This window comes from Dermacoccus sp. PE3 (genome assembly GCF_001021715.1).
Classification (GTDB): Bacteria; Actinomycetota; Actinomycetes; order Actinomycetales; family Dermatophilaceae; genus Dermacoccus; species Dermacoccus abyssi.
Map to the genome: position 1 here is coordinate 501637 of NZ_LDCM01000003.1, position 21065 is coordinate 522701.

The following is a 21065-nucleotide window of genomic DNA, read 5'->3' on the forward strand; positions in this document are numbered from 1 at the left end:
CGATGTTCACCTGGAATTCACCTACTGACGCTCGTGCGGGCGTGGCGCCGCCCGCCGTGGCGTGAAGATCGGTTGACCGTGCGTCCATCTGTGCCCTTCTGCGGCCGAGGGCTGACGCAGAACGGGGCGGCACTCCGTCATGGAGTGCCGCCCCGTGGAGCGCTGCGCGGTGCGCGATCAGAGGTTGATCATGTGCCCCGCGATGCCGTGAACGGCTTCCTTGACAGCCTCGCCGAGCGTCGGGTGCGCGAAGATGTTGCGCGACACCTCGTCGGCCGTCAGGTCCCACTGCTGAGCCAGGTTGAGTACCGGCAGAAGCTCCGTGACGTCCGGGCCGATCATCGCGGCGCCGATCAGTTCGTTGTGCTTGGCGTCCGCGATCACCTTGACGAAGCCGACGGCCTCGCCGAGGCCCATGGCCTTGCCGTTGGCCGTGAAGGGGAACGTTGCCGTCTTGACGTCGTAGCCCTTCTCCTTGGCCTGAGCCTCGGAGTAGCCGAACGAGGCCACCTGCGGCTGGCAGTACGTGGCGCGCGGGATCATGTCGAAGTTGATCTCCATGGTCTCTGCGCCGGCGATCGTCTCCGCGGCGACGATGCCCATCGCCTCGGCCGTGTGGGCGAGCATGAGCTTGGCGGTGACGTCACCGATGGCGTAGACGCCCTCGACGTTCGTGCGGCCGCGGCCGTCGATCGCGATGGCACCACGGTCGGTGAGCTCGACGCCGAGGTCTTCGAGGCCGTAGCCCTCGGTGCGCGGCTTGAAGCCGAACGCGGAGAGCATCTTGTCGGCTTCGAGTACCTGACTGTCGCCACCCTTCGCGGGGGAGACGGTGACCTTGACGCCGGAGCCGGTGTCCTCGGCCTTCTCGACCTTCGTGCCGGTCATGACCTTGACGCCGAGCTTCTTGTAGTGCTTGAGCAGCTCCTTGGACACGTCGGCGTCCTCGGTGGGCACCATGCGGTCGGCGAACTCGACGATCGTGACGTCGACGCCGAAGTTCTTCATGACGTAGGCGAACTCGACGCCGATGGCGCCCGAACCGCCGATGATGATCGACTTCGGCAGCTCGTCGGTGAGGATCTGCTCCTCGTAGCTGACGATGTTCTCGCTCAGGTCGACGCCCGGCATCGTGCGCACGGTGGCGCCCGTGGCGATGATGAGGTTGTCGTAGGTGACGTCCTCGCTGCCGCCGTCGTTGAGTTCCACCGAGACCGTCCTGTCGGACTTGAGCGTGCCCCAGCCGTCGATCTCGGTGATCTTGTTCTTCTTCATGAGGTAGTGGACACCCTTGACGATGCCCGCGGAGACCTGGCGGGAACGCTTGTGCGTCGGGCCGTACTCCATCGAGGCATCACCGGTGATGCCGAACTGGTCCTTCTCGTGCGTGAGCACGTGCGCGAGTTCCGCGTTCTTCAGAAGGGCCTTCGACGGGATACACCCGACGTTGAGGCAGACACCTCCCCAGTACTTCTTCTCGATAACGGCGACGCTCAGCCCGAGCTGGGAGGCGCGGATTGCCGCGACGTACCCACCGGGACCGGCGCCGAGGACGACGACATCAAAGTGCTTAGCCACGAGTGCGAGCCTAAACCCCCGGGGCCGGTTAGCGGGAGTCGACGCCTCTACCGGCCGGTAGAACTTGCCGAGGCGTCCGCGGGTGCGCCGAGCAATGCGCGGGCGAGCTCGGTGTCGACGACGGCCGACGTGACGTAGCCGCCCTTGATCCCGGCGCGCAGCGCCTCCGCTCGAGCCGCTCCGTGGGAGACAGCGACGACCTCGGTGATGAGCCGCAGATCGCGGGGGCTCATGCTGACCAGGCGCGCGCTCAGCCCCGATTCGACCGGTTCGCCGTCGGTGTTGAACAGCGATCCGGCGATCTCCCCGACGACCTCGAGCCGCTCGAGTTCATCTCGCTCGTCCTCGGTGGCGAGGTCGTACAGCGTGCTCTCGCCTTCGCTCCACCCCCCGATGCCGACGAGGGCGAGCGAGCAGTGACGTGCCTCGTCGAGGGTGCCCGCCACGGCTGTCTGTGCCCGGATGACGCGCGCGGCCTCGGCGTCCGTCGCGACGAGCGGCGCGTAGAACACGCGTGGCTCGCCGCCGGTGAGGCGGGCGGCGTCACGCACGACGTCAACGGGGGAGGCCTCGTGTGCCGGGAGGTCGAGGGCTCCCGACAGCTGGACGATCGGCACCGGAGGCAGTCCTTCGAAGAACGGAACGGTCTGCGCCACCATGCGGCTCCACGGCAGGCCTATGACGTCCGTGGGCTGTGCGATGCGTTGCATGAGGGATGCGGCAGCGCGGCCGAGTTCAGCCAGCTTCTCGCCACCGGCGAGGGCCTCGACGTCGACGACGAGCGCATGACGCAGCCCGAAACGCTCGCGTAGGTCCTGGGACAACTGGTCCTTGACGGCGCCGGGGTCCAGGATCTCGATGCGCACGACTCCACTGTCGCGAGCGGCCTCGAGCAGGCGAGCCACCTTGAACCGGCTGATGCCGAGTTCCTCGGCGATCTGCACCTTGGAGGCGTCGTCGAGGTAATAGCGGCGCGCCGCCTGGACCATGTGCAGCTGAGTCAGCGGCAGGTTCACGTCGACCATGAGGCCTCCTGAGACAAGGGTTGACACTGTGCGTCACATCACACTTTACTCATGTGTGCTCACTATTGCTCAACTGAGCAGAAATTGGGTGCGACATGAGAAGGGGGTCGTCGTGGGACGACGAAGGACAGGCGTCGCCATCCTGGCAGCCACAGCACTCGTGGGCAGCGGCCACCGTGCCGATCGGACTCGCCTCGAGCATGCTCACCCTGGCACTCGGTGCCTTCCTCGCCGGCATGTTCTGCGCGCCTACGATGACGGCTTCCGTCGACGCCGTTGCTCGCGTCGTTCCGGAGCGAGTGCGCGGTGAGGCGATGGGCTGGCACGGTTCCTTCCTCAAGACGGGCGGCGCGCTGGGCGGACCGATCGCCGGATGGGCCATCGACCGTCACGGCTTCGCCGGCGGTTTCGCCGCTGTGGGCGGGCTCGGAGCCCTCATCTGCGTGGCCGGGGTGCTCATCGTCAGTGGACGGCGGGCGCAGCGCTCCCACAGTGCGCGACGGGCGTCCGCGTGGGTGGGGGAGTGACCGCTTCGCCGGGTTTGGAGGGCGGTCCCCGGGCTGTTAGTCTGGTTGCTACCAGCCGTACGTGTGGTGCTTTCCTGGAGCGATCCGCGAAATCACACCACGAACGGTGCGCAAGAGGGACTTCGGTCTCCACCCTCGGTTCTCCTCAGGGAGGCAGGGTCGTGGTCATGGTTTGTACAAGGCTCACCCCGGTGAGCCTGTTCTCGGGGAATACCTGAGAGCGTGCGAAACGTTGAGACGAAGGCTTCTTGCGTAGGCAAGAAGCCTTTTCGCGTTTCTCCGCCTCGGCGGTGGAACGAATCGTCACAACAGTGAAGGAGTCGGCCATCAGCGCTGAGCCACGCATCAACGATCGGATCCGTGTACCCGAGGTCCGGTTGGTTGGCCCCAACGGTGAGCAGGTGGGCATCGTCCGAGTCGAGGACGCGCTGCGCCTCGCGGCGGAAGCGGATCTCGATCTCGTGGAGGTCGCGCCGCAGGCCAAGCCCCCGGTCGCCAAGCTCATGGACTTCGGCAAGTTCAAGTACGAAGCCGCCATGAAGGCCCGCGAGTCTCGCAAGAACCAGGTCAACACGGTCATCAAGGAGATCAAGCTCCGACCGAAGATCGACCAGCACGACTACGACACCAAGAAGGGTCACGTCGTTCGGTTCCTGTCGGCCGGTGACAAGGTCAAGGTCACCATCATGTTCCGCGGTCGCGAGCAGTCGCGCCCGGAGCTCGGTTTCCGACTGCTCCAGAAGCTCGCCGAGGACGTCGCCGAGCTGGCGTTCATCGAGAGCGCGCCGAAGCAGGACGGCCGCAACATGGTCATGGTTCTCGGCCCGACGAAGAAGAAGGCCGAGGCTCGCGCCGAGGACCGTCGTCGTCGCGAGGCTGCGAAGGCGAGCAAGGCTGCTCCCGCGACGCAGGCCGCCGAGACCGAGGCTCCCGCTGCGGAGCCGGCTGCCGACGAGGCAGCCAACTGAAATCGTCCTTCACCCTCGGGTGAAGACCCCCGCGCCGGGAGACCGGTGGCGGGCCGTCAGACAGCCGGCGTGCACGAGCGCGCCGAGTGAGCGAAGGAGTCGGCTATGCCGAAGATGAAGACGCACAGCGGTGCCAAGAAGCGTTTCCGTGTCACCGGTAAGGGCAAGGTCATGCGCCAGCGCGCCCGCCACGTCCACAAGTTCGAAGAGCGCGCCAAGCGTCAGTCGCGTCGCCTCGTGAACGACGTCGTCGTTGCGCCGTCCGACGAGAAGAAGATCAAGAAGCTTCTCGGTAAGTAAGCCGAAGCTTTCCCTCAACCAGCTTTTGCGGCAGGCGCCCGGCGCCGCCGCCCATGAACAAGGAGTACTCACGTGGCACGCGTGAAGCGGGCAGTGAACGCCCAGAAGAAGCGTCGTACCGTTCTCGAGCAGGCCAGCGGCTACCGCGGCCAGCGCTCGCGCCTTTACCGCAAGGCGAAGGAGCAGGTGACGCACAGCCTCGGTTACGCCTACCGTGACCGTCGCGCCAAGAAGGGTGACTTCCGTCGCCTGTGGATCCAGCGCATCAACGCTGCGGCTCGCCTCAACGGCATGACGTACAACCGCTTCATCCAGGGCCTCAAGGCCGCTGGCATCGAGGTCGACCGTCGCATGCTCGCCGAGCTGGCCGTCAACGACGCCCCGGCCTTCGCCGCGCTCGTCGAGATCGCCAAGAAGAACGTCCCGGCCCAGACGCCGGCTGCCTGATCCTCCTAGGCACCTCTTTCGCATCGAACGCCGCTCCACGCCATGATCACGAACACCCGCTCCGATCGGGTCAAGCAGGTCAGGGCACTGGGGCGGCGTTCTGCGCGTGAGAAGGCCGGACTGTTCCTCGTCGAGGGACGCCAGGCCGTGCGCGAACTGATCCGTTTCGCGCCCGAGACGATCCGCGACCTCTACCTCGACGCCGAGGCCACCGAACGTCACCCGGACCTGCGGGAGATGGCGCTTTCCTGGCAGCGCGACGCGGAGCCTGACGAGCGTCGATTCATCCACGACTGCTCTGCCCAGGTGCTCGCCGAGATGTGCGACACCGAGCAGCCGCAGGGGATCATCGCCGTCGCGCGACCCGTCGACCGCACCCTCGACGAGGTGCTCGCCGGTTCGCCGAAGTTCGTCGTGGTCCTCACGAACGTGAGGGACCCCGGTAACGCGGGCACCGTCATCCGCGGCGCCGACGCGACGGGTGCTGACGCCGTCGTCGTCAGCGACTCGAGTGTCGACATCTACAACCCCAAGGTCGTGCGCTCGACCGTGGGTTCGCTGTGGCACCTGCCGATCTGTCGCGGTGCCGCCATCGAGGACATCTTCGCCCGCTGCCGCGACGCCGGGCTGACGCTGCACGCCGCGGACGGTGTCGGCACGACGCTGCTTCCGGACGTCGAGCTCTCCACGCCGCACGCGTGGGTCATGGGCAACGAGGCCTGGGGCCTCGAACCCGAAGTCCGCGAGGCCTGCGACGACGTCGTGCGCGTGCCGATCTACGGCGCTGCCGAGTCGCTCAACCTGGCCATGGCGGCCACCGTCTGCCTCTACGCCTCGGCGGGCGCGCAGCACTGACACGGCGCGTCATTCCGGTTTGCGCGCACTCGATAGACTCGGGCCCATGTCTGGCCCCAACACCAACTACGACCCGGTCGAGGTGTCCGCACTGGACCCCGAGGTCGTGGAGTCGAACGTCACCGACGCCCTCAGCGCCATTGCGGCCGCGAACTCGCTCGAGGAGTTGAAGGACGCACGCCTCGCCCACGCCGGCGACAAGTCGCCCCTCGCTCTCGCCAACCGTGAGATCGGTGCGCTGCCGCCGACGGCCAAGGCCGAGGCGGGCAAGCGAGTCGGCCAGGCGCGCGGACGCGTGGGTCAGGCGATCAAGGAGCGTCAGGCCGAGCTCGAGGCAGAGCGCGACGAGCGCATCCTCACCGAGGAGGCCGTCGACGTCACGACGGCGACGACGTTGCGCCGCCCGGTCGGTGGCCGTCACCCCGTCGAGATGATGCAGCAGCTCATGGTCGACCTCATGGTCGGCATGGGCTGGGAGGTGGCCGAGGGCCCCGAGGTCGAGGCAGAGTGGTTCGTCTTCGACGCGCTCAACTTCGACGAGGACCACCCTGCCCGCCAGATGCAGGACACCTTCTACCTCGACCCGGCCGACGGTGGGCTCGTCATGCGTACGCACACGTCGCCCGTCCAGGCTCGCTCGATGCTCGAGCGCGGTGTGCCGCTCTACATCGTCGCGCCGGGCAAGGCCTACCGCACGGACGAACTCGACGCCACGCACCTGCCGGTCTTCCACCAGCTCGAGGGCCTCGCCGTCGACAAGGGCATCACGATGGCCCACCTCAAGGGAACGCTCGACCATCTCGCCACGCAGCTGTTCGGCGAAGGCATCACGACGCGTCTGCGTCCCAACTACTTCCCGTTCACCGAGCCGAGCGCCGAGATGGATCTGCGCTGCTTCGTCTGCCGCGGGGAAGACCCGGCCTGTCGCACGTGCGGCGGCACCGGCTGGATCGAGTGGGGTGGCTGCGGCATGGTCAACGAGAACGTCCTGCGCGCCTGCGGCGTCGACCCGAGCGAGTACAGCGGATTCGCGTTCGGCATGGGCGTCGAGCGAGCGCTCATGTTCCGCACCGGCGCATCCGACATGCGCGAGATGATCGAGGGCGACGTGCGCTTCGACGCCCAGTTCGGCTTGGAGGTCTGAGGTAATGCGAGTTCCCATCGAATGGCTGCGTGAGTACGTCGACGTCCCGGCCGGAGCAACAGGTCTCCAGGTAGCGGCCGACCTCGTCAAGATCGGTCTCGAGGAGGAGGCGATCCACGGCGGCGGCATCACCGGCCCGCTCGTCGTCGGGCGCGTTCTGACGAAGGAGCCCGAGGAGCAGAAGAACGGCAAGGTCATCAACTGGTGCTCCGTCGACGTCGGCGACGCCAACGGAACCGGTGAGCCCCAGGGCATCGTGTGCGGCGCGCACAACTTCGACGCCGGCGACACCGTCGTCGTCGTCCTGCCCGGTGCCGTTCTGCCCGGTGGCTTCGCCATCAGCGCCCGCAAGACCTACGGTCACCTCTCGGCCGGCATGATCTGTGCAGCCGACGAACTCGGCTTGCCCGACGACGGTTCGCACGGCATCATCCTGCTCCCGCAGCGTCTCGGCGTCGAGGCGAGCGACCTCACGCCCGGCCAGGACGCCCTGCCGCTGCTGGGTCTCGACCGCGAGACGGTCGAGGTCAACGTCACCCCGGACCGCGGCTACTGCTTCTCCATCCGTGGCGTCGCGCGCGAGTACGGCCACTCGACGGGGGCCCGCTTCACCGACCCGGTGCTCGAACTCAACTCGCGTGCTCCGGAGGCCAACGCCTCGGGTTACCCCGTGCGCGTCGACGACGATGCGCCCCTGCGCGGAAACGTCGGGTGCGACCGCTACGTGGCCCGCATCGTGCGCGGCGTCGACCCGGCGGCGCCCGTGCCGGCCTGGCTGTCCCAGGCCGTGACGGAGGCGGGGATGCGCTCGATCTCCCTGCCCGTCGACATCACGAACTACGTCATGCTGGGTCTCGGCCAGCCGCTGCACGCCTTCGACCTGGCCACGCTCGGTGAGGAAATCGTCGTGCGTCGCGCGCGGGTGGGGGAGAAGATCACGACCCTCGACGACGTGGAGCGCACGCTCTTCGCCGAGGACCTCCTCATCACCGACGGCGGTGAGCGTCCGCTCGCCATCGCCGGCGTCATGGGCGGTGCCGAGAGCGAGGTGAGCGACACGACGAGCGACATCCTCATCGAGGCCGCACACTTCGACCCGGTCAGCATCGCCCGAAGCGCCCGTCGTCACCGACTGAGCAGCGAGGCGTCCAAGCGCTTCGAGCGCGGTGTCGACCCGGCGATCGCCGCCGCGGCAGCGCAGCTGGCCGTCGATCTTCTCGTCGAGTACGGCGGCGGCCGCGTCGACGACGGCGTCACCGACCTCGACACCGTCGTGCCTGCCGCTCCGATCGCGTTCGACCCGCAGCAGCCCACGCGCCTCGTCGGTGTCTCGTACACCGACGACGAGGTGGAGGCGACTCTCACCGCGGTCGGCTGCGTCGTCGAGCGAGTCGAGGGGGCACGGTGGAACGTCACGGCTCCGTCGTGGCGCCCCGACCTCACGACGGGGCCCGACCTCGTCGAGGAGGTTGCCCGCCTGCGCGGTTACGACCAGATCCCGTCGGTCCTCGCTCGCCCCGTCGCCGGGCGCGGCCTCACGGCGTCGCAGCGCTACCGCCGCACCGTGGCCAACGCGCTCGCCGCTCAGGGGCTCTCGGAGATCATCTCGCTGCCCTTCGTCAGCGACGAGTTGCACACGAAGCTGCGCTACGGGGCAGATGACACGCGGCGCTCCACCGTTCGCCTGAGCAACCCGTTGTCGGACGAGGCGCCGTTGCTGCGCACCAGCGTCCTGTCGACGATGCTCGAGTCGCTCAAGCGCAACATCGCGCGCGGCTTCAAGGACGTGGGCCTGTTCGAGCTCGGTCTCGTCGTGGCCGGCCCCGCGGGAACGGCGCCGACCGAGCGGGTCGGAGTGCACCCGACGCCCGAGGTTCTCGCCGCCATCCGTGACGCCGTCCCGGCTCAGCCGCGCCACGTCGCCTGGGTGATGACCGGTGACGGTGAACGCAAGGGCTGGTGGGGTGCAGGCCGCTCGAGCGACTGGAGCGACGCCGTCGCCACCGCGCTCGGCATCGGTCGCGTGCTCGGCGTGCAGCTCGAGGTGGCGCAGGCCGACGTGGCCCCGTTCCACCCGGGCCGCTGTGCCCAGATCATGCTGCCTGACGCCAGCGTCATCGGTCACGCGGGTGAGCTTCACCCGAAGGTACTCACGACCCTCGGCCTCCCGCCGCGCGTGGTGGCCGGCGAACTCGACCTCGACGCCCTCTCGGCGTTCGCCGAGAGGACCGGGGTCGCGGAGCCGATCGCCACGTACCCGCAGGCGCATTCCGACGTCGCGCTCGTCGTCGATTCGGGCGTCACCGCGGCGGTCGTCGAGGACGCACTGCACCGCGGCGGTGGGGAGAACCTCGAGTCGCTGGCGCTGTTCGACATCTACGAGGGCGAGCAGGTCGGCGAGGGCAAGAAGTCGCTCGCCTACCGGCTCTTCTTCCGCTCGCCGGAGCGTACGCTCACGACGGAGGAGGTCAACGTCGCCCGCGATGCGGCCGTCCGTGAGGTCGACAAGGCCGTCGGAGCCAGCCTGCGAGGCGCCTGACCTTGACATGCACCCCTGTGGCCCGCCCACGGGGGTGCATGACTTTCCTCTCTTGTGCATGAGTATGCGTATTCGTGTAGCCTGAACGACATGGTTCAGGTCGCAGTCGCCGGTGCGAGCGGATACGCCGGAGGAGAGCTCCTCCGCTTGCTGCTCGCTCACCCCAACGTCGAGATCGGAGCGTTGACGGCCGGGGGCTCCGCGGGTTCGCGACTGGGTGAGCACCACCCGCACCTCATGCCGCTGGCCGATGTCGTTCTTGAGGAGACGACGCCGGAGGTCCTCGCAGGACACGACGTCGTGTTCCTCGCACTTCCCCACGGTCAGAGCGCTGCCTTGGCCGCCGCGCTCGCCGAGGACGTGCTCGTCGTCGACTGCGGTGCCGACTTCCGCCTCGAGAACGAGAACGACTGGACTGCGTTCTACGACACCCCGTACGCAGGTTCGTGGGCCTACGGTATGCCCGAACTGACCCTCGGGACCGCAGCCAAGCAGCGGGACAACCTGTCCGGGGAGCGCCGCATTGCCGTCCCGGGCTGCTATCCGACCGCGGTCTCGCTCGCCCTCGCGCCCCTGTTTGCCCACGACCTCGTGGAGCACGATGACGTCGTCGTCGTGGCCTCCTCCGGAACCTCGGGGGCCGGCAAGGGCCTCAAGCCGCACCTGCTCGGATCCGAGGTCATGGGATCGATGAGCCCGTACGGTGTCGGCGGCGGCCACCGTCACACCCCTGAGATCGTGCAGAACCTCCGCCGCGCCACGCAGGGAGCGGACGACGTGTCCCTGTCGTTCACCCCCACGCTCGCGCCGATGCCGCGCGGCATCCTGGCCACGTGTACCGCGCGCGTGCGTGACGGCGTGGACGCCGCGGCGATTCGCGCGGCCTTTGAGGCGGCCTACGGCGGCGAGACGTTCGTCCACCTGCTTGCGGACGGCTCGTGGCCCTCGACGGGGATGGTCGTTGCGTCCAACGCCGTCGCGGTTCAGTTCGCCCTCGATGCAAGCTCCGGCCGCGTCGTCGTCGTCTCCGCCGTCGACAACCTCACGAAGGGCACGGCAGGAGCTGCCGTGCAGTCGATGAACCTCGCGTTGGGCTTCGACGAAGCCGCGGGCCTGCCCGCGGTGGGGGTGGCTCCCTGATGGTCGCCTTCGGAGCGCAGTTCACCCTCATCGCCCACCCCGAGGAACTGTCGTACGTGCGCCTCGGGCCGCACGAGGTGGTGCCAGACTGGGCCCTCACGGACGCCCCGCTCGTCTCGGTGAGCGCCACCGCATCGGAGACCTCGGTGCTGTGTCTGTCGTCCGCCATCCCGCGTGACGCGGTGGTGCGCCAGCAGGGGCCGTTCAACGTCTTCGAGGTCGACGGTCCGCTCGACTTCGCCCTCACCGGTCTCCTGTCGGCGATCGTGACGCCGCTCGGTGAGGCCGAGCTGACGGTTTTCACCGTTTCCACGTTCGACACCGACTGGATCATGGTTCCCACCTTCGAGTCCGACCGCGCCCGCGGGCTGTGGAAGCGTGCCGGCCACATCATCAAGGAGAAGGAATGAGCGTCACTGCCGCATCAGGCTTCCGGGCCGCCGGTGTCACGGCCGGCCTCAAGCCCAGCGGAAAGCCCGATCTCGCGCTCGTGGTCAACGACGGCCCCGAGCACGTCGGTGCCGCGGTGTTCACGAGCAACCGGGTTGAGGCGGCCCCCGTGACGTGGTCACGCCAGGTCGTCACCGACGGCCGCGTCGATGCTGTGGTCCTCAACTCGGGTGGTGCGAATGCCTGCACGGGCGCCCAGGGCTTCCTCGACACTCACCGCACGGCCGAACTCGTGGCCGAGGCCGCCGGCGTGAGTGCGGGCGATGTCGTGGTGTGCTCCACGGGGCTCATCGGTGAACTCCTGCCGATGGACCGCATCGAGAATGGTGTGACGCAGGTGTCCGGCGCCGTGAGCGCCGACGGTGGCGCCGACGCGGCCGAGGCCATCATGACGACCGACACCGTGGCCAAGGAGTGCGAAGGCATCGGCTCGGGGTACGTCGTCGGTGGCATGGCGAAGGGAGCGGGCATGCTCGCACCTTCACTGGCCACGATGCTGGTCGTCGTGACGACAGATGCCGTCCTCACCCCGGAGCAGGCTGACGAAGCCCTGCGCACGGCGACGCGCTTGTCGTTCGACCGCATCGACTCCGACGGCTGCCAGTCGACGAACGACACCGTGCTCCTCATGGCGTCCGGCGCCTCCGGCGTCGCCCCCGAGATGGGCGAGTTCACGAGCATCCTGACGGAGGTTTGCCAGGATCTTGCGCTGCAGCTCATCACCGACGCCGAGGGCGCTGCCCACGACATCGAGATCGTCGTCAACGGAGCTGCAAACATTAACGATGGACTTGAAGTTGCACGCACGATCGCCGGGAACAACCTCTTCAAGTGCGCGGTTTTCGGGGGAGACCCCAACTGGGGTCGCGTCCTCGCGGCCGTCGGCACGACCAAGGCGGCGTTCGACGCTCGTACGCTCGACGTTGCGATCAACGGCGTCATGGTCTGTCGCGACGGCGGCGTCGGCGACGACCGATCCGGCGTCGACCTGTCGAACCGTGAAGTGAAGGTCGAGGTCTTCCTCAAGGCGGGCGAGGAGTCCGTGACAATCTTCACCAACGACCTCACGCACGACTACGTTCACGAGAACTCGGCCTACAGCACATGAGCACCTCCGAGCACGACCACGGGCTGGCCGGCGAGCGCCGTGACCTGAGTTCGATCGCTTCTGCGGCACTCAAGGCGGGCACCCTCGTCGAGGCGCTGCCGTGGCTCGAGCGCTACCAGGACGCGCTCGTCGTCGTGAAGTACGGCGGCAACGCGATGACCGACCCGGCACTGAAGAGGGCCTTCGCCGAGGACATCGCCTTCCTGCGCTACGCGGGGCTGCGCCCCGTGGTCGTTCACGGGGGCGGACCTCAGATCGCCTCAATGCTGGAGCGCATGGGCCTCAAGAGCGAGTTCCGCGGTGGGCTGCGCGTCACGACCCCCGAGACGATGGAGGTCGTGCGCATGGTGCTCACTGGCCAGGTCTCGCGTGAACTCGTCGGCCTCATCAACCAGCACGGCCCGATGGCCTTCGGGCTGTCGGGGGAGGACGCCCGCCTGTTCGGCGCCCGCCGTCGGCCGGCGTACGTTGACGGGGAGGCTGTCGACATCGGTCTCGTCGGCGATGTCGAGATGGTCGATCCGCAGATCGTGCGCGACCTGACGCACTCGGGGCGCATCCCCGTCATCTCGTCGGTGGCTCCCGACCTCGACAACGAAGGTCAGGTCCTGAACGTCAACGCCGACACGGCAGCGAGCGCGCTGGCCGTGGCACTCGGTGCCCACAAGCTCGTCGTGCTCACCGACGTCGAGGGCGTCTACGCCAACTGGCCCGACCCGGAGTCGCTGCTGTCGACCCTGCCCGCCGAGGACGCCGAAGCGATGCTCGCGACCGTCGAGACCGGCATGGTGCCCAAGCTCGAGGCCTGCATTCGCGCGGTGCGCGGAGGGGTGCCGCACACACACGTCGTCAACGGCACCCGCCCGCACTCGATCCTTCTCGAGATCTTCACCGACGAAGGCATCGGCACGATGATCACGTCAGGAGGACGCTGGTGAGTACCCAGCACGAGAGCCAGACGTACCTCGAGCGGTACGGCACGGCGATGATGGGTGTCTTCGGCGAGCCCGGCCTCGTCCTCACCGAGGGTGACGGCTGCTACGTCACGGACGCCGACGGCCGGCGTTACCTCGATCTGCTCGGTGGCATCGCCGTCAACTCTCTCGGTCACGGCCACCCGGCGCTCGTCGCCGCGGTACAGGAGCAGGCTGCACGCCTCATCCACACCTCGAACCTGTTCACGACGCCCGGTCAGGTGGCCCTCGGTGAGCGGTTACTCGAGATCGCCGGAGCGCCGGAGGGATCACGCGTATTCCTCTGCAACACCGGCAGTGAGGCGAACGAGGCCGCGTTCAAGCTCGCGCGGCGCACCGGTCGCCCCGACGTCGTCGTTCTCGAGGGTGGCTTCCACGGGCGCACGATGGGGGCCATCTCGCTCACGTCGAAAGAGGCCTACCGCGCTCCGTTCGAGCCGCTCGTGCCCGGCGTCCGGCGAGTGCCGTACGACGACGTCGAGGCGTTGCGTGACGCTGTCGACGAGTCCGTGGGTGCTGTCCTCGTCGAGCCGATCCAGGGTGAGGCCGGCGTCGTCGTGCCGAGTGAGGGATACCTCGAGGCGGCGCGCCGCATCACGCGTGACGCCGGTGCGCTGCTCATCCTCGACGAGGTCCAGACGGGCATCGCGCGCACCGGCGAGTGGTTCGGTTTCCAGACGCTCGCGCCGGGGCTCGTGCCCGACGCGGTGACGGTGGCCAAGGGCCTCGGTGGCGGCGTTCCTGTCGGCGGGCTCATCACGTTCGGGCCGGAAGTCTCCGGCCTCCTCACGGCGGGCCAGCACGGCACGACGTTCGGCGGTAACCCACTGGCCTGCGCTGCTGCGCTCGCGGTGCTCGACACGATCGCCGGGGACGGGCTTCTCACCCACGTCGTACGACGGGGAGAGCACCTCGCCGCCCGCATCGACGCCCTCGGCGACGCCCGCGTCACCGGTACACGCGGCCGTGGCCTGCTGCGCGCCGTCCTCCTGCGGGACGCCGTGGCGCCGCAGCTCGTCGTCGCCGCGCGCGAGGCCGGCTTCATCGTCAACGCGCCGACGCCGAACGCCGTTCGCCTCGCGCCCCCGCTCGCCATCTCTGACGCCGAGCTCGACACGTTCGTGGACGCCCTGCCGACCCTGCTCGACCGAGCAGGAGAGAAGGAGACATCGTGACCCGCCACTTCCTGCGCGACGACGACCTGTCGCCCGCCGAGCAGCGTGAGGTGCTCGACCTTGCCGCACGCCTCAAGGCGGATCGACACTGTGTCCGCCCGCTCGAGGGGCCCCGCGGCGTCGCCGTCATCTTCGACAAGCCGACGCTGCGCACCCAGCTCAGTTTTTCGGTGGGCATCGCCGAACTCGGCGGCCACCCGATGATCGTCGACGGCAACCTCGCCCAGGTGGGCACGCGGGAGTCGATCCACGACGTGGCCAAGGTGTTGGGCCGCCAGGTGAGCGCCATCGTCTGGCGGACGTTCGCCCAGAAGTCGCTCGCAGAGATGGCCGAGCACTCGGGAGTTCCGGTCGTCAACGCGCTCACCGACGACTTCCACCCGTGCCAGATCCTCGCCGACCTCCTCACTGTCACGGAGCACAAGGGAAGCGTGGCCGGGCTCAAGGTCGCCTACGTCGGCGACGCAGCCAACAACATGGCGCACAGCTACCTGCTCGGCTTCGCCACTGCGGGGGCGAACATCGTCGTCGCCGGACCGGAGAGCTACCAGCCGAACCCCCAGATCCTCGAGGACGCTCAGCGCATGGCGGCGCAAACGGGTGGGAGCGCCACGGCCTCCACCGACGCCGTGGTCGCGGTCAGCGATGCGGACGTCGTCATCACCGACACCTGGGTGTCGATGGGGCAGGAGGGCGAGAAGGCCGAACGCCAGGGCGAGACGAACCCGTTCCGGTCGTTCGCCGTGACCGCGGACCTCATGGCCCACGCCAAGGCCGATGCCATCGTCATGCACTGCCTGCCCGCATACCGGGGGTACGAGATCGCCGCCGATGTCATCGACGGGCCGCAGTCGGTCGTCTGGGACGAAGCGGAGAACCGTCTGCACGCGCAGAAGGCTCTGCTCGCCTTCCTTCTGGAGCGCTCGTGATCGCGCCGACGAAGGGCGCGCGACATCAGCGCATCCGCGAGATCCTCGGCCGGGAGTCCATCCGCTCGCAGACCGATCTCGCCGAACGTCTGCTCGAGGACGGCGTCGACGTCACCCAGGCGACGCTGTCGCGTGACCTCGTCGAGCTGGGCGCGGTCAAGGTGCGCCAGGGGCGAACACTCGTCTACGCCGTGCCTGGCGAGGGCGGCGATCGAACGCCGCGTGCCGGCGCCGCTCGTACCGAAGCCGTGCAGCGCCTTCGCCGGTTCTCCGGCGAACTGCTCGTCACCGCCGAGTCCTCGGGCAACCTCGTCGTGCTGCGCACGCCTCCGGGCGCTGCGAACTTCCTCGCCTCGGCGATCGACCACGCGGAGTTCGAGGAGGTGCTCGGCACCATCGCCGGCGACGACACGATCCTGGTCATCGCCCAGGCGGACGCCGAGTCGTCAGCTCTGGGGCAGCGCTTCCTCGACCTCGCCGGGCGTACTGACGACGCCGGAACCGACGAGGACCTTTCCGCCGACGATGCGTGAGAATCCACGTGAGCACCCTGAGATCTTCCTGCTACCCCTGCACTTCGGTGGCCCGTTCGAGCCGGGCCACTCCTCGATGAAAGGTTCGTCATGACCCAGGCCGATTCGCGCCTCAGCCTCTGGGGCGGACGCTTCGCCGGCGGCCCCTCCGACGCACTCGCGGCCCTGAGCAAGTCCACCGACTTCGACTGGCGCCTCGCGCCGTACGACATCGCCGGGTCCCGGGCACACGCCCGCGTCCTGCACCGTGCTGGCCTCCTCGCCGAGGACGACCTCGAGGCCATGCTCTCGGCTCTCGAGAAGCTGCGCGGTGACGTGGAATCGGGCGTCTTCGTCCCGGCCCAGGACGACGAGGACGTTCACACCGCGCTCGAGCGCGGCCTCATCGAACGTGCCGGTGCAGACGTGGGCGGGCGCCTGCGCGCCGGGCGCTCGCGCAACGACCAGGTGGCCACCCTGTTCCGCATGTACCTGCGTGATCACGCGCGGGTCGTCTCAGGGCTGCTGCTCGACGTCGTCGACGCCCTCGTGGCTCAGGCCCGAACCCACATGGGCGTCGCGATGCCCGGCCGCACGCACCTGCAGCACGCCCAGCCGGTGCTCCTCAGCCACCACCTTCTCGCCCACGCCTGGGCCCTGTTGCGCGACGCCGAGCGCCTCGTCGACTGGGACAAGCGCACGGATGCCTCGCCGTACGGCTCGGGGGCGCTCGCGGGCTCGTCTCTCGGCCTGGACCCGGCTCGGGTGGCCGAGGACCTCGGCTTCAGCCGCCCGACGCAGAACAGCATCGACGGCACCGCCTCGCGTGACTTCGTCGCCGAGTTCGCCTTCGTCTCCGCGATGGCTGCGGTCGACATCTCGCGTATCGCCGAGGAGGTCGTTCTCTGGGCGACGAAGGAGTTCAGCTTCGTCACCCTCGACGACGCCTTCTCGACCGGTTCCAGCATCATGCCGCAGAAGAAGAACCCCGACGTCGCCGAGCTGGCGCGAGGCAAGGCGGGCCGTCTCGTCGGTGACCTGGCCGGCCTGCTCACGACCCTCAAGGCGCTCCCCCTCGCCTACAACCGCGACCTGCAGGAGGACAAGGAGCCGGTCTTCGACGCAGTCGACACCCTCGAACTGCTCCTGCCGGCCTTTGCCGGGATGACCGCGACGCTGACGTTCCACCCGGAGCGCCTCGAGTCGCTGGCCCCGCAGGGCTTCTCGCTCGCCACCGACATCGCGGAATGGCTCGTGCGCGAGGGCGTGCCGTTCCGTGTGGCTCACGAGGTCGCCGGAGCCTGCGTTCGGGAGTGCGAGAAGCGCGACATCGAGCTGTGGGATCTCTCGGACGACGACCTGGCCGACATCAGCGAGCACCTCACCCCGGGCGTGCGTGAGGTACTCAGCGTTCCGGGATCGCTCGCGTCGCGCAACGCCACGGGCGGCACTGCCCCGGAGCGAGTCGGTGAGCAGCTCGAAGCTGCCGCCGCTCGAGCGGGCGAGCTGCGCGAGTTCGCCGACTCGCGCATCGAGCTGCGCTGACCGGAGCACTCTCCCCGTCGCATGACGACAGCGGCACCCGAGAACGGGTGCCGCTGTCGTCGTCCGTGCTGACGGCTGACGCCGATCAGGCCAGTCGCTGCTCCTCGGCGACGAGCTCTTCGGGGGAGGCCTGGCTGGAGGCCGAGCCACCGAGCCACAGGTCGGGCCCGAAGATCTCGTAGCTGATGTCGGCCGCGTCCACGCCGCGGTCGAGCAGGCCCGAGCGCACGTGCTGCTTGAACGGCACCGAGCCGCAGAGGTAGTACTCGGCGTTGTCCAGCAGGTCGAGCTCGTCGACGGCGACGAGACCCTCGCGCGCGTCGTCGCCGCCCTTCTCGTAGTACGTGATGGCGGTGGCGCCGGCGTCGGCTGCGGTGCGGGCGACCTGCTCGCGCAGCGGGTGGGTGTCTGCATCGATGTCGGCGTGGACGAGGACGAGTTCACGACCGTTCGTGCGGCCGTGAGCGGCGGCGTCGAGGATCGAGGCCATCGGCGTGATGCCGATGCCGGCGGAGAACATGACGAGCGGGCGCGTGTGGTCGTCCTTCGCCACCTCGATGTCGCCCACCGGTGCGCTGACGGGCAGGATGTCGCCCTCGGAGCGCTCGAAGAGGTATCCCGAGACGGCACCGTCGGGGGTGCCGTTCGCACCCGCCACCTTCTTGACCGTGATCTGGAGGGCGGCGTCACCGGGCGCGCCCGAGATCGTGTACTGGCGGGGCTGGCGGTAGTCGTCCTCGAGCTGAGCGATGACGGTGACGTACTGGCCCGGAACGTAGTCGGGAATCGCCGAACCGTCGACGGGCTCGAGGGTGAACGTGCGGGCTTTGCCGCCGGCGTCCTCGATGCGCGTGATGCGGTGGTCCTTCATGAGGGAGTCCGGTGTGCGGTCGATCTGCTGGTACACCTTCGCCTCGGCGCTCACGAGGTCCATGGCGAACAGCCAGTACACCTCTTCCCAGGCGCGTGCCACCTCGGGCGTGACGGCGTCGCCGAGCACCTCGCCGATGGCCTCCATGAGGTTGCGGCCGACGATGGTGTAGTCACCGGGCTTGATGGCGAGGGCAACGTGCTTGTTCGCGATGCGCGACAAGACGTGGTCGAAGTCGATGTCGGAGTCGCCCAGCAGGTGGTGGGCATACGCGACGATGCTCGACGCCAGCGCGATCGGCTGCTCGCCGATGGCCTGGTTCGCCTGGTTGAACACGTTGAGCAGGTCCGGGTTGCGCTCGAACATCTTGGGGTAGAAGACCTTGGTGATCTGCGTGATGTTCTCGATGACCGGTCCGGCAGTCGCCTTGACGATCTCGGCGTTGTCGGCGTGCAGCATGCGTCCTCCAGGGTGACGTCGTCAGGTTGCCGTAGACGGTCCCGTTGCGGCCGTCGTGACGCTACGGCGCGGGCCTGGGTCGAAGGCAGGGACGAATGTCACCGATCCCCAGGAACCGAGGGGTGCGGGACCGCGACGGCGGAACCCATCGGCAGCGTTGGCACAATGACGGCGTGCACCCCGTCGATCCAGATCTCTTCGCCGCAGCACCCGAGGTGGTGGCTCCGCGGCTGCTCGGCCTGGTCGTGCACCACGACGGTGTCGGTGTGCGGATCAGCGAGGTGGAGGCGTACGCGGGGGAGCGCGACCCGGGGTCGCACGGCTTCCGTGGTCGCACGCCGCGCAACGCGGCGCTCTTCGGACCTCCCGGCACCGTGTACGTCTACATCAGTTACGGCATCCATCGAGCCTTCAACCTGGTCTGTGGCCCCGACGGAGAATCCGGCGGAGTGCTCGTGCGCGCCGGTGAGGTCGTCGAGGGGGAGGCGATCGCTCGGCGGCGCCGCGGTGGAGATCGGCGCGACGTTCCGTCACGGCTGCTGGCGCGGGGGCCGGGAAACCTCGGGCAGGCGCTCGGCGTGGATCTCGACCTCAACGGAACGCCGGTCACCGGAAGGGACGCACAGGTGCGACTCACCGTGCCGGACGGGTGTACCCGGCTCGAATACCGCAGCGGCCCACGGGTCGGGGTGAGCGGCCCCGGCGGCGACAGCACGCTGTACCCGTGGCGCTTCTGGCTGCCCGACGACCCGACTGTCTCCGCCTACCGGCCCGCCGTGGCGCGCCGACGAGCCGCGACGAACCCGCACCAACCGAAGTGACGCGGGCGCACCCGATGGGGCACCCTTGGAACGGCGCCGGAGCCAGACACCGGCCATGACGACGAAAGGCACATCGTGACCAACATCCTCGACGAGCTGCAGTGGCGCGGAGCGGTGGCACAGACCACCGCTGAAGCCGAGCTGCGTGAAGCACTCGCGAACGGACCTATCACGGTGTATTGCGGTTTCGACCCGACTGCCCCGTCGTTGCACTTCGGCAACCTCGTTCAGCTCATCCAGCTACGTCGCCTGCAGAGGGCCGGCCACCGAGTGATCGCCCTCGTCGGCGGCTCGACGGGACTCATCGGCGACCCCCGTCCGAGTTCGGAGCGAGTGCTCAAGACGAAGGACCAGACGGCGGAGTGGGTCGACAAGATCCGCTCGCAGGTGCGCCCCTTCCTCGACTTCGAGGGTGAGAACCCGGCGCGCGTGGTGAACAACCTCGACTGGACCTCACAGATTTCGGCTCTCGACTTCCTGCGCGACGTCGGCAAGTACTTCCGCGTCAACGCGATGATGAAGAAGGACGCCGTAGCGGCTCGCCTGAACTCCGAGGAGGGCATCAGCTACACGGAGTTCAGCTACCAGATCCTTCAGGCGCTCGACTACCTCCACCTGTACCGCGAGTACGGCTGCACCTTGCAGACCGGTGGTTCGGACCAGTGGGGCAACCTCATTGCCGGGGCCGACCTCATCCGTTCGGTCGAGGGCAAGAGCGTTCACGTGCTCACTTCGCCGCTGCTGACCGACGCGAGCGGGCAGAAGTACGGCAAGTCGGAGGGAAACGCCATCTGGCTCGACGCGACGATGACGAGCCCCTACGCCTTCTACCAGTACTTCCTCAACGTCGAGGACTCCGAGGTCATCAAACTCCTCAAGTTCATGACCGACAGGACGCCGGAGGAGATCGCCGAGCTGGAGAAGGCCGTCGCCGAGGCACCCTTCCGCCGTGAGGCGCAGCGGACGTTGGCCGCCGACGTCACGACGCTCGTCCACGGCGAGGCTGCGACGGCCGGCGCCGTGGCCGCGAGTGAGGCTCTCTTCGGCAAGGGAGACGTGACGGCGCTTGACGCGTCCACGCTCCGTGACGCAGCGCAGGAACTGCCGGGAGCCGACGTCGCCGAGGGCACCAGCCTGACGGACGCCGTGGTCGCGGTCGGCATCGCGGACTCACGAAACGCGGCCCGGCGCCTCATCGGTGACGGCGGGGTTTCGCTGAACAACGTGAAGATGAACGACGCCGAGTACGCCCTGACGACGGACGACTTCCTCCACGGCGAGGTGGCCATCCTCAAGCGCGGCCGCAAGTTCCAGGCCGCGGCACGTCGGGCCGGGTGACCCGACGTCCGGTGCAGGGGAGGGGCTCTCGAGGCACCTCTCCCGCACCGAACGCCCTGGCACATCTCCGCGTTTGTGCCCAGGGTGAGAAGCGTGTAATGTTTTTCGAGTCGCCGCGAGCAGCGGAGGGTCGAACGCCCGCCGCGAGCCGCACCTGACACTCTCGGATTGCCTACAGGCACAACGAATTACAGCGATGTAGTTCGAAGCGGCCAGGTTGGTGCTAAGCCGAGGAAGTGCTAGGATAGACGAGTTACCCCAGACGGGTGAGAGGTTCCACCTCAAACCCTGACGGTGTGTGATGGTGTTTTGAGAACTCAACAGCGTGCCGATGTGATCATCGCCAAACAACAATTTTTT

The 21065-nt window shown here is 68.3% G+C and carries 20 protein-coding genes; 17 read left to right on the forward strand and 3 right to left on the reverse strand.

The annotated features are described in order from the left end of the window. Positions 1 to 177 precede the first annotated feature (177 nt). Both lpdA and AA983_RS10265 read right to left on the reverse strand, forming a co-directional pair. Positions 178 to 1578 (reverse strand): dihydrolipoyl dehydrogenase, encoded by a 1401-nt coding sequence (gene lpdA / locus AA983_RS10260; RefSeq protein WP_047312119.1) that lies wholly within the window; start codon positions 1576 to 1578, stop codon positions 178 to 180. A 47-nt stretch (positions 1579 to 1625) separates the two neighbouring features. Beyond that, a complete protein-coding gene (locus tag AA983_RS10265) occupies positions 1626 to 2603 on the reverse strand; it encodes a sugar-binding transcriptional regulator (protein ID WP_047312120.1) in 978 nt (325 codons plus the stop codon). Positions 2604 to 2698: 95 nt separating this feature from the next. Here AA983_RS10265 and AA983_RS10270 point away from each other — a divergent pair, with 95 nt between their 5' ends. From AA983_RS10270 to argH, 15 genes are all read left to right on the forward strand, one after another. After that, positions 2699 to 3130, forward strand: coding sequence for an MFS transporter (locus AA983_RS10270; RefSeq protein WP_082128842.1), 432 nt, complete (start codon positions 2699 to 2701; stop codon positions 3128 to 3130). Between the two features lie 311 nt (positions 3131 to 3441). Further along, positions 3442 to 4098: a translation initiation factor IF-3 gene (gene infC / locus AA983_RS10275; RefSeq protein ID WP_047312122.1), complete on the forward strand. Its 657-nt coding sequence runs from the start codon at positions 3442 to 3444 to the stop codon at positions 4096 to 4098. A gap of 105 nt (positions 4099 to 4203) precedes the next feature. Further along, positions 4204 to 4398, forward strand: a complete 195-nt coding sequence (gene rpmI / locus AA983_RS10280) for a 50S ribosomal protein L35 (RefSeq protein ID WP_047312123.1) — start codon at positions 4204 to 4206, stop codon at positions 4396 to 4398. Positions 4399 to 4470: 72 nt separating this feature from the next. After that, a complete protein-coding gene (rplT, locus tag AA983_RS10285; protein ID WP_047312124.1) occupies positions 4471 to 4845 on the forward strand; it encodes a 50S ribosomal protein L20 in 375 nt (124 codons plus the stop codon). 42 nt (positions 4846 to 4887) lie between these two features. Continuing rightward, positions 4888 to 5700, forward strand: coding sequence for an RNA methyltransferase (locus AA983_RS10290; RefSeq protein ID WP_047312125.1), 813 nt, complete (start codon positions 4888 to 4890; stop codon positions 5698 to 5700). Positions 5701 to 5746: 46 nt separating this feature from the next. Beyond that, positions 5747 to 6844 (forward strand): phenylalanine--tRNA ligase subunit alpha, encoded by a 1098-nt coding sequence (pheS, locus tag AA983_RS10295; protein ID WP_047312126.1) that lies wholly within the window; start codon positions 5747 to 5749, stop codon positions 6842 to 6844. Between the two features lie 4 nt (positions 6845 to 6848). After that, positions 6849 to 9383 (forward strand): phenylalanine--tRNA ligase subunit beta, encoded by a 2535-nt coding sequence (gene pheT, locus AA983_RS10300; RefSeq protein WP_047312127.1) that lies wholly within the window; start codon positions 6849 to 6851, stop codon positions 9381 to 9383. Positions 9384 to 9473: 90 nt separating this feature from the next. Then, positions 9474 to 10523, forward strand: coding sequence for an N-acetyl-gamma-glutamyl-phosphate reductase (argC, locus tag AA983_RS10305; RefSeq protein ID WP_047312128.1), 1050 nt, complete (start codon positions 9474 to 9476; stop codon positions 10521 to 10523). Further along, a complete protein-coding gene (locus AA983_RS10310) occupies positions 10523 to 10933 on the forward strand; it encodes an ACT domain-containing protein (RefSeq protein WP_047312129.1) in 411 nt (136 codons plus the stop codon). Before argC ends, AA983_RS10310 begins: the two co-directional genes overlap by 1 nt. Next, the gene (gene argJ, locus AA983_RS10315) at positions 10930 to 12081 is read left to right on the forward strand and encodes a bifunctional glutamate N-acetyltransferase/amino-acid acetyltransferase ArgJ (protein ID WP_047312130.1); all 1152 of its coding nucleotides are present in this window, start codon (positions 10930 to 10932) and stop codon (positions 12079 to 12081) included. Before AA983_RS10310 ends, argJ begins: the two co-directional genes overlap by 4 nt. Next, entirely contained in the window at positions 12078 to 13019 is a 942-nt protein-coding gene (argB, locus tag AA983_RS10320) for an acetylglutamate kinase (protein WP_047312131.1), read from the forward strand. Before argJ ends, argB begins: the two co-directional genes overlap by 4 nt. Further along, on the forward strand, positions 13016 to 14230 hold the full coding sequence (locus AA983_RS10325) for an acetylornithine transaminase (protein ID WP_255352626.1): 1215 nt from the start codon (positions 13016 to 13018) through the stop codon (positions 14228 to 14230). Before argB ends, AA983_RS10325 begins: the two co-directional genes overlap by 4 nt. Then, on the forward strand, positions 14227 to 15159 hold the full coding sequence (argF, locus tag AA983_RS10330) for an ornithine carbamoyltransferase (protein ID WP_047312132.1): 933 nt from the start codon (positions 14227 to 14229) through the stop codon (positions 15157 to 15159). The genes AA983_RS10325 and argF overlap by 4 nt, the downstream gene beginning before the upstream one ends. Next, entirely contained in the window at positions 15156 to 15692 is a 537-nt protein-coding gene (locus AA983_RS10335; RefSeq protein ID WP_047312133.1) for an arginine repressor, read from the forward strand. Before argF ends, AA983_RS10335 begins: the two co-directional genes overlap by 4 nt. 90 nt (positions 15693 to 15782) lie before the next feature. Beyond that, positions 15783 to 17216, forward strand: a complete 1434-nt coding sequence (gene argH, locus AA983_RS10340) for an argininosuccinate lyase (protein ID WP_047312134.1) — start codon at positions 15783 to 15785, stop codon at positions 17214 to 17216. Between the two features lie 85 nt (positions 17217 to 17301). Here the strand turns inward: argH and AA983_RS10345 are convergent, their stop codons facing one another. After that, positions 17302 to 18546, reverse strand: a complete 1245-nt coding sequence (locus tag AA983_RS10345; RefSeq protein WP_047312135.1) for a globin domain-containing protein — start codon at positions 18544 to 18546, stop codon at positions 17302 to 17304. 173 nt (positions 18547 to 18719) lie between these two features. On the opposite strand from AA983_RS10345, the gene AA983_RS10350 reads away from it, so the two are divergent. Then, positions 18720 to 19367 (forward strand): DNA-3-methyladenine glycosylase, encoded by a 648-nt coding sequence (locus AA983_RS10350; protein ID WP_047312136.1) that lies wholly within the window; start codon positions 18720 to 18722, stop codon positions 19365 to 19367. A 75-nt stretch (positions 19368 to 19442) separates the two neighbouring features. Then, positions 19443 to 20705 carry a tyrosine--tRNA ligase gene (gene tyrS / locus AA983_RS10355; protein WP_047312137.1) on the forward strand — a complete coding sequence of 421 codons (1263 nt, stop codon included), beginning with the start codon at positions 19443 to 19445 and terminating at the stop codon, positions 20703 to 20705. Positions 20706 to 21065 lie beyond the last annotated feature (360 nt).

What these genes read in the sequence shown, in the direction of transcription:
- AA983_RS10265 (WP_047312120.1), bottom strand. Translation starts at nt 2,603, where the DNA reads ATGGTCGACGTGAACCTGCCGCTGACTCAGCTGCACATGGTCCAGGCG.
- AA983_RS10270 (WP_082128842.1), top strand. Translation starts at nt 2,699, where the DNA reads ATGAGAAGGGGGTCGTCGTGGGACGACGAAGGACAGGCGTCGCCATCC.
- rpmI (WP_047312123.1), top strand. Translation starts at nt 4,204, where the DNA reads ATGCCGAAGATGAAGACGCACAGCGGTGCCAAGAAGCGTTTCCGTGTC.
- AA983_RS10290 (WP_047312125.1), top strand. Translation starts at nt 4,888, where the DNA reads ATGATCACGAACACCCGCTCCGATCGGGTCAAGCAGGTCAGGGCACTG.
- pheS (WP_047312126.1), top strand. Translation starts at nt 5,747, where the DNA reads ATGTCTGGCCCCAACACCAACTACGACCCGGTCGAGGTGTCCGCACTG.
- pheT (WP_047312127.1), top strand. Translation starts at nt 6,849, where the DNA reads ATGCGAGTTCCCATCGAATGGCTGCGTGAGTACGTCGACGTCCCGGCC.
- argC (WP_047312128.1), top strand. Translation starts at nt 9,474, where the DNA reads ATGGTTCAGGTCGCAGTCGCCGGTGCGAGCGGATACGCCGGAGGAGAG.
- AA983_RS10310 (WP_047312129.1), top strand. Translation starts at nt 10,523, where the DNA reads ATGGTCGCCTTCGGAGCGCAGTTCACCCTCATCGCCCACCCCGAGGAA.
- argJ (WP_047312130.1), top strand. Translation starts at nt 10,930, where the DNA reads ATGAGCGTCACTGCCGCATCAGGCTTCCGGGCCGCCGGTGTCACGGCC.
- argB (WP_047312131.1), top strand. Translation starts at nt 12,078, where the DNA reads ATGAGCACCTCCGAGCACGACCACGGGCTGGCCGGCGAGCGCCGTGAC.
- argH (WP_047312134.1), top strand. Translation starts at nt 15,783, where the DNA reads ATGACCCAGGCCGATTCGCGCCTCAGCCTCTGGGGCGGACGCTTCGCC.
- AA983_RS10345 (WP_047312135.1), bottom strand. Translation starts at nt 18,546, where the DNA reads ATGCTGCACGCCGACAACGCCGAGATCGTCAAGGCGACTGCCGGACCG.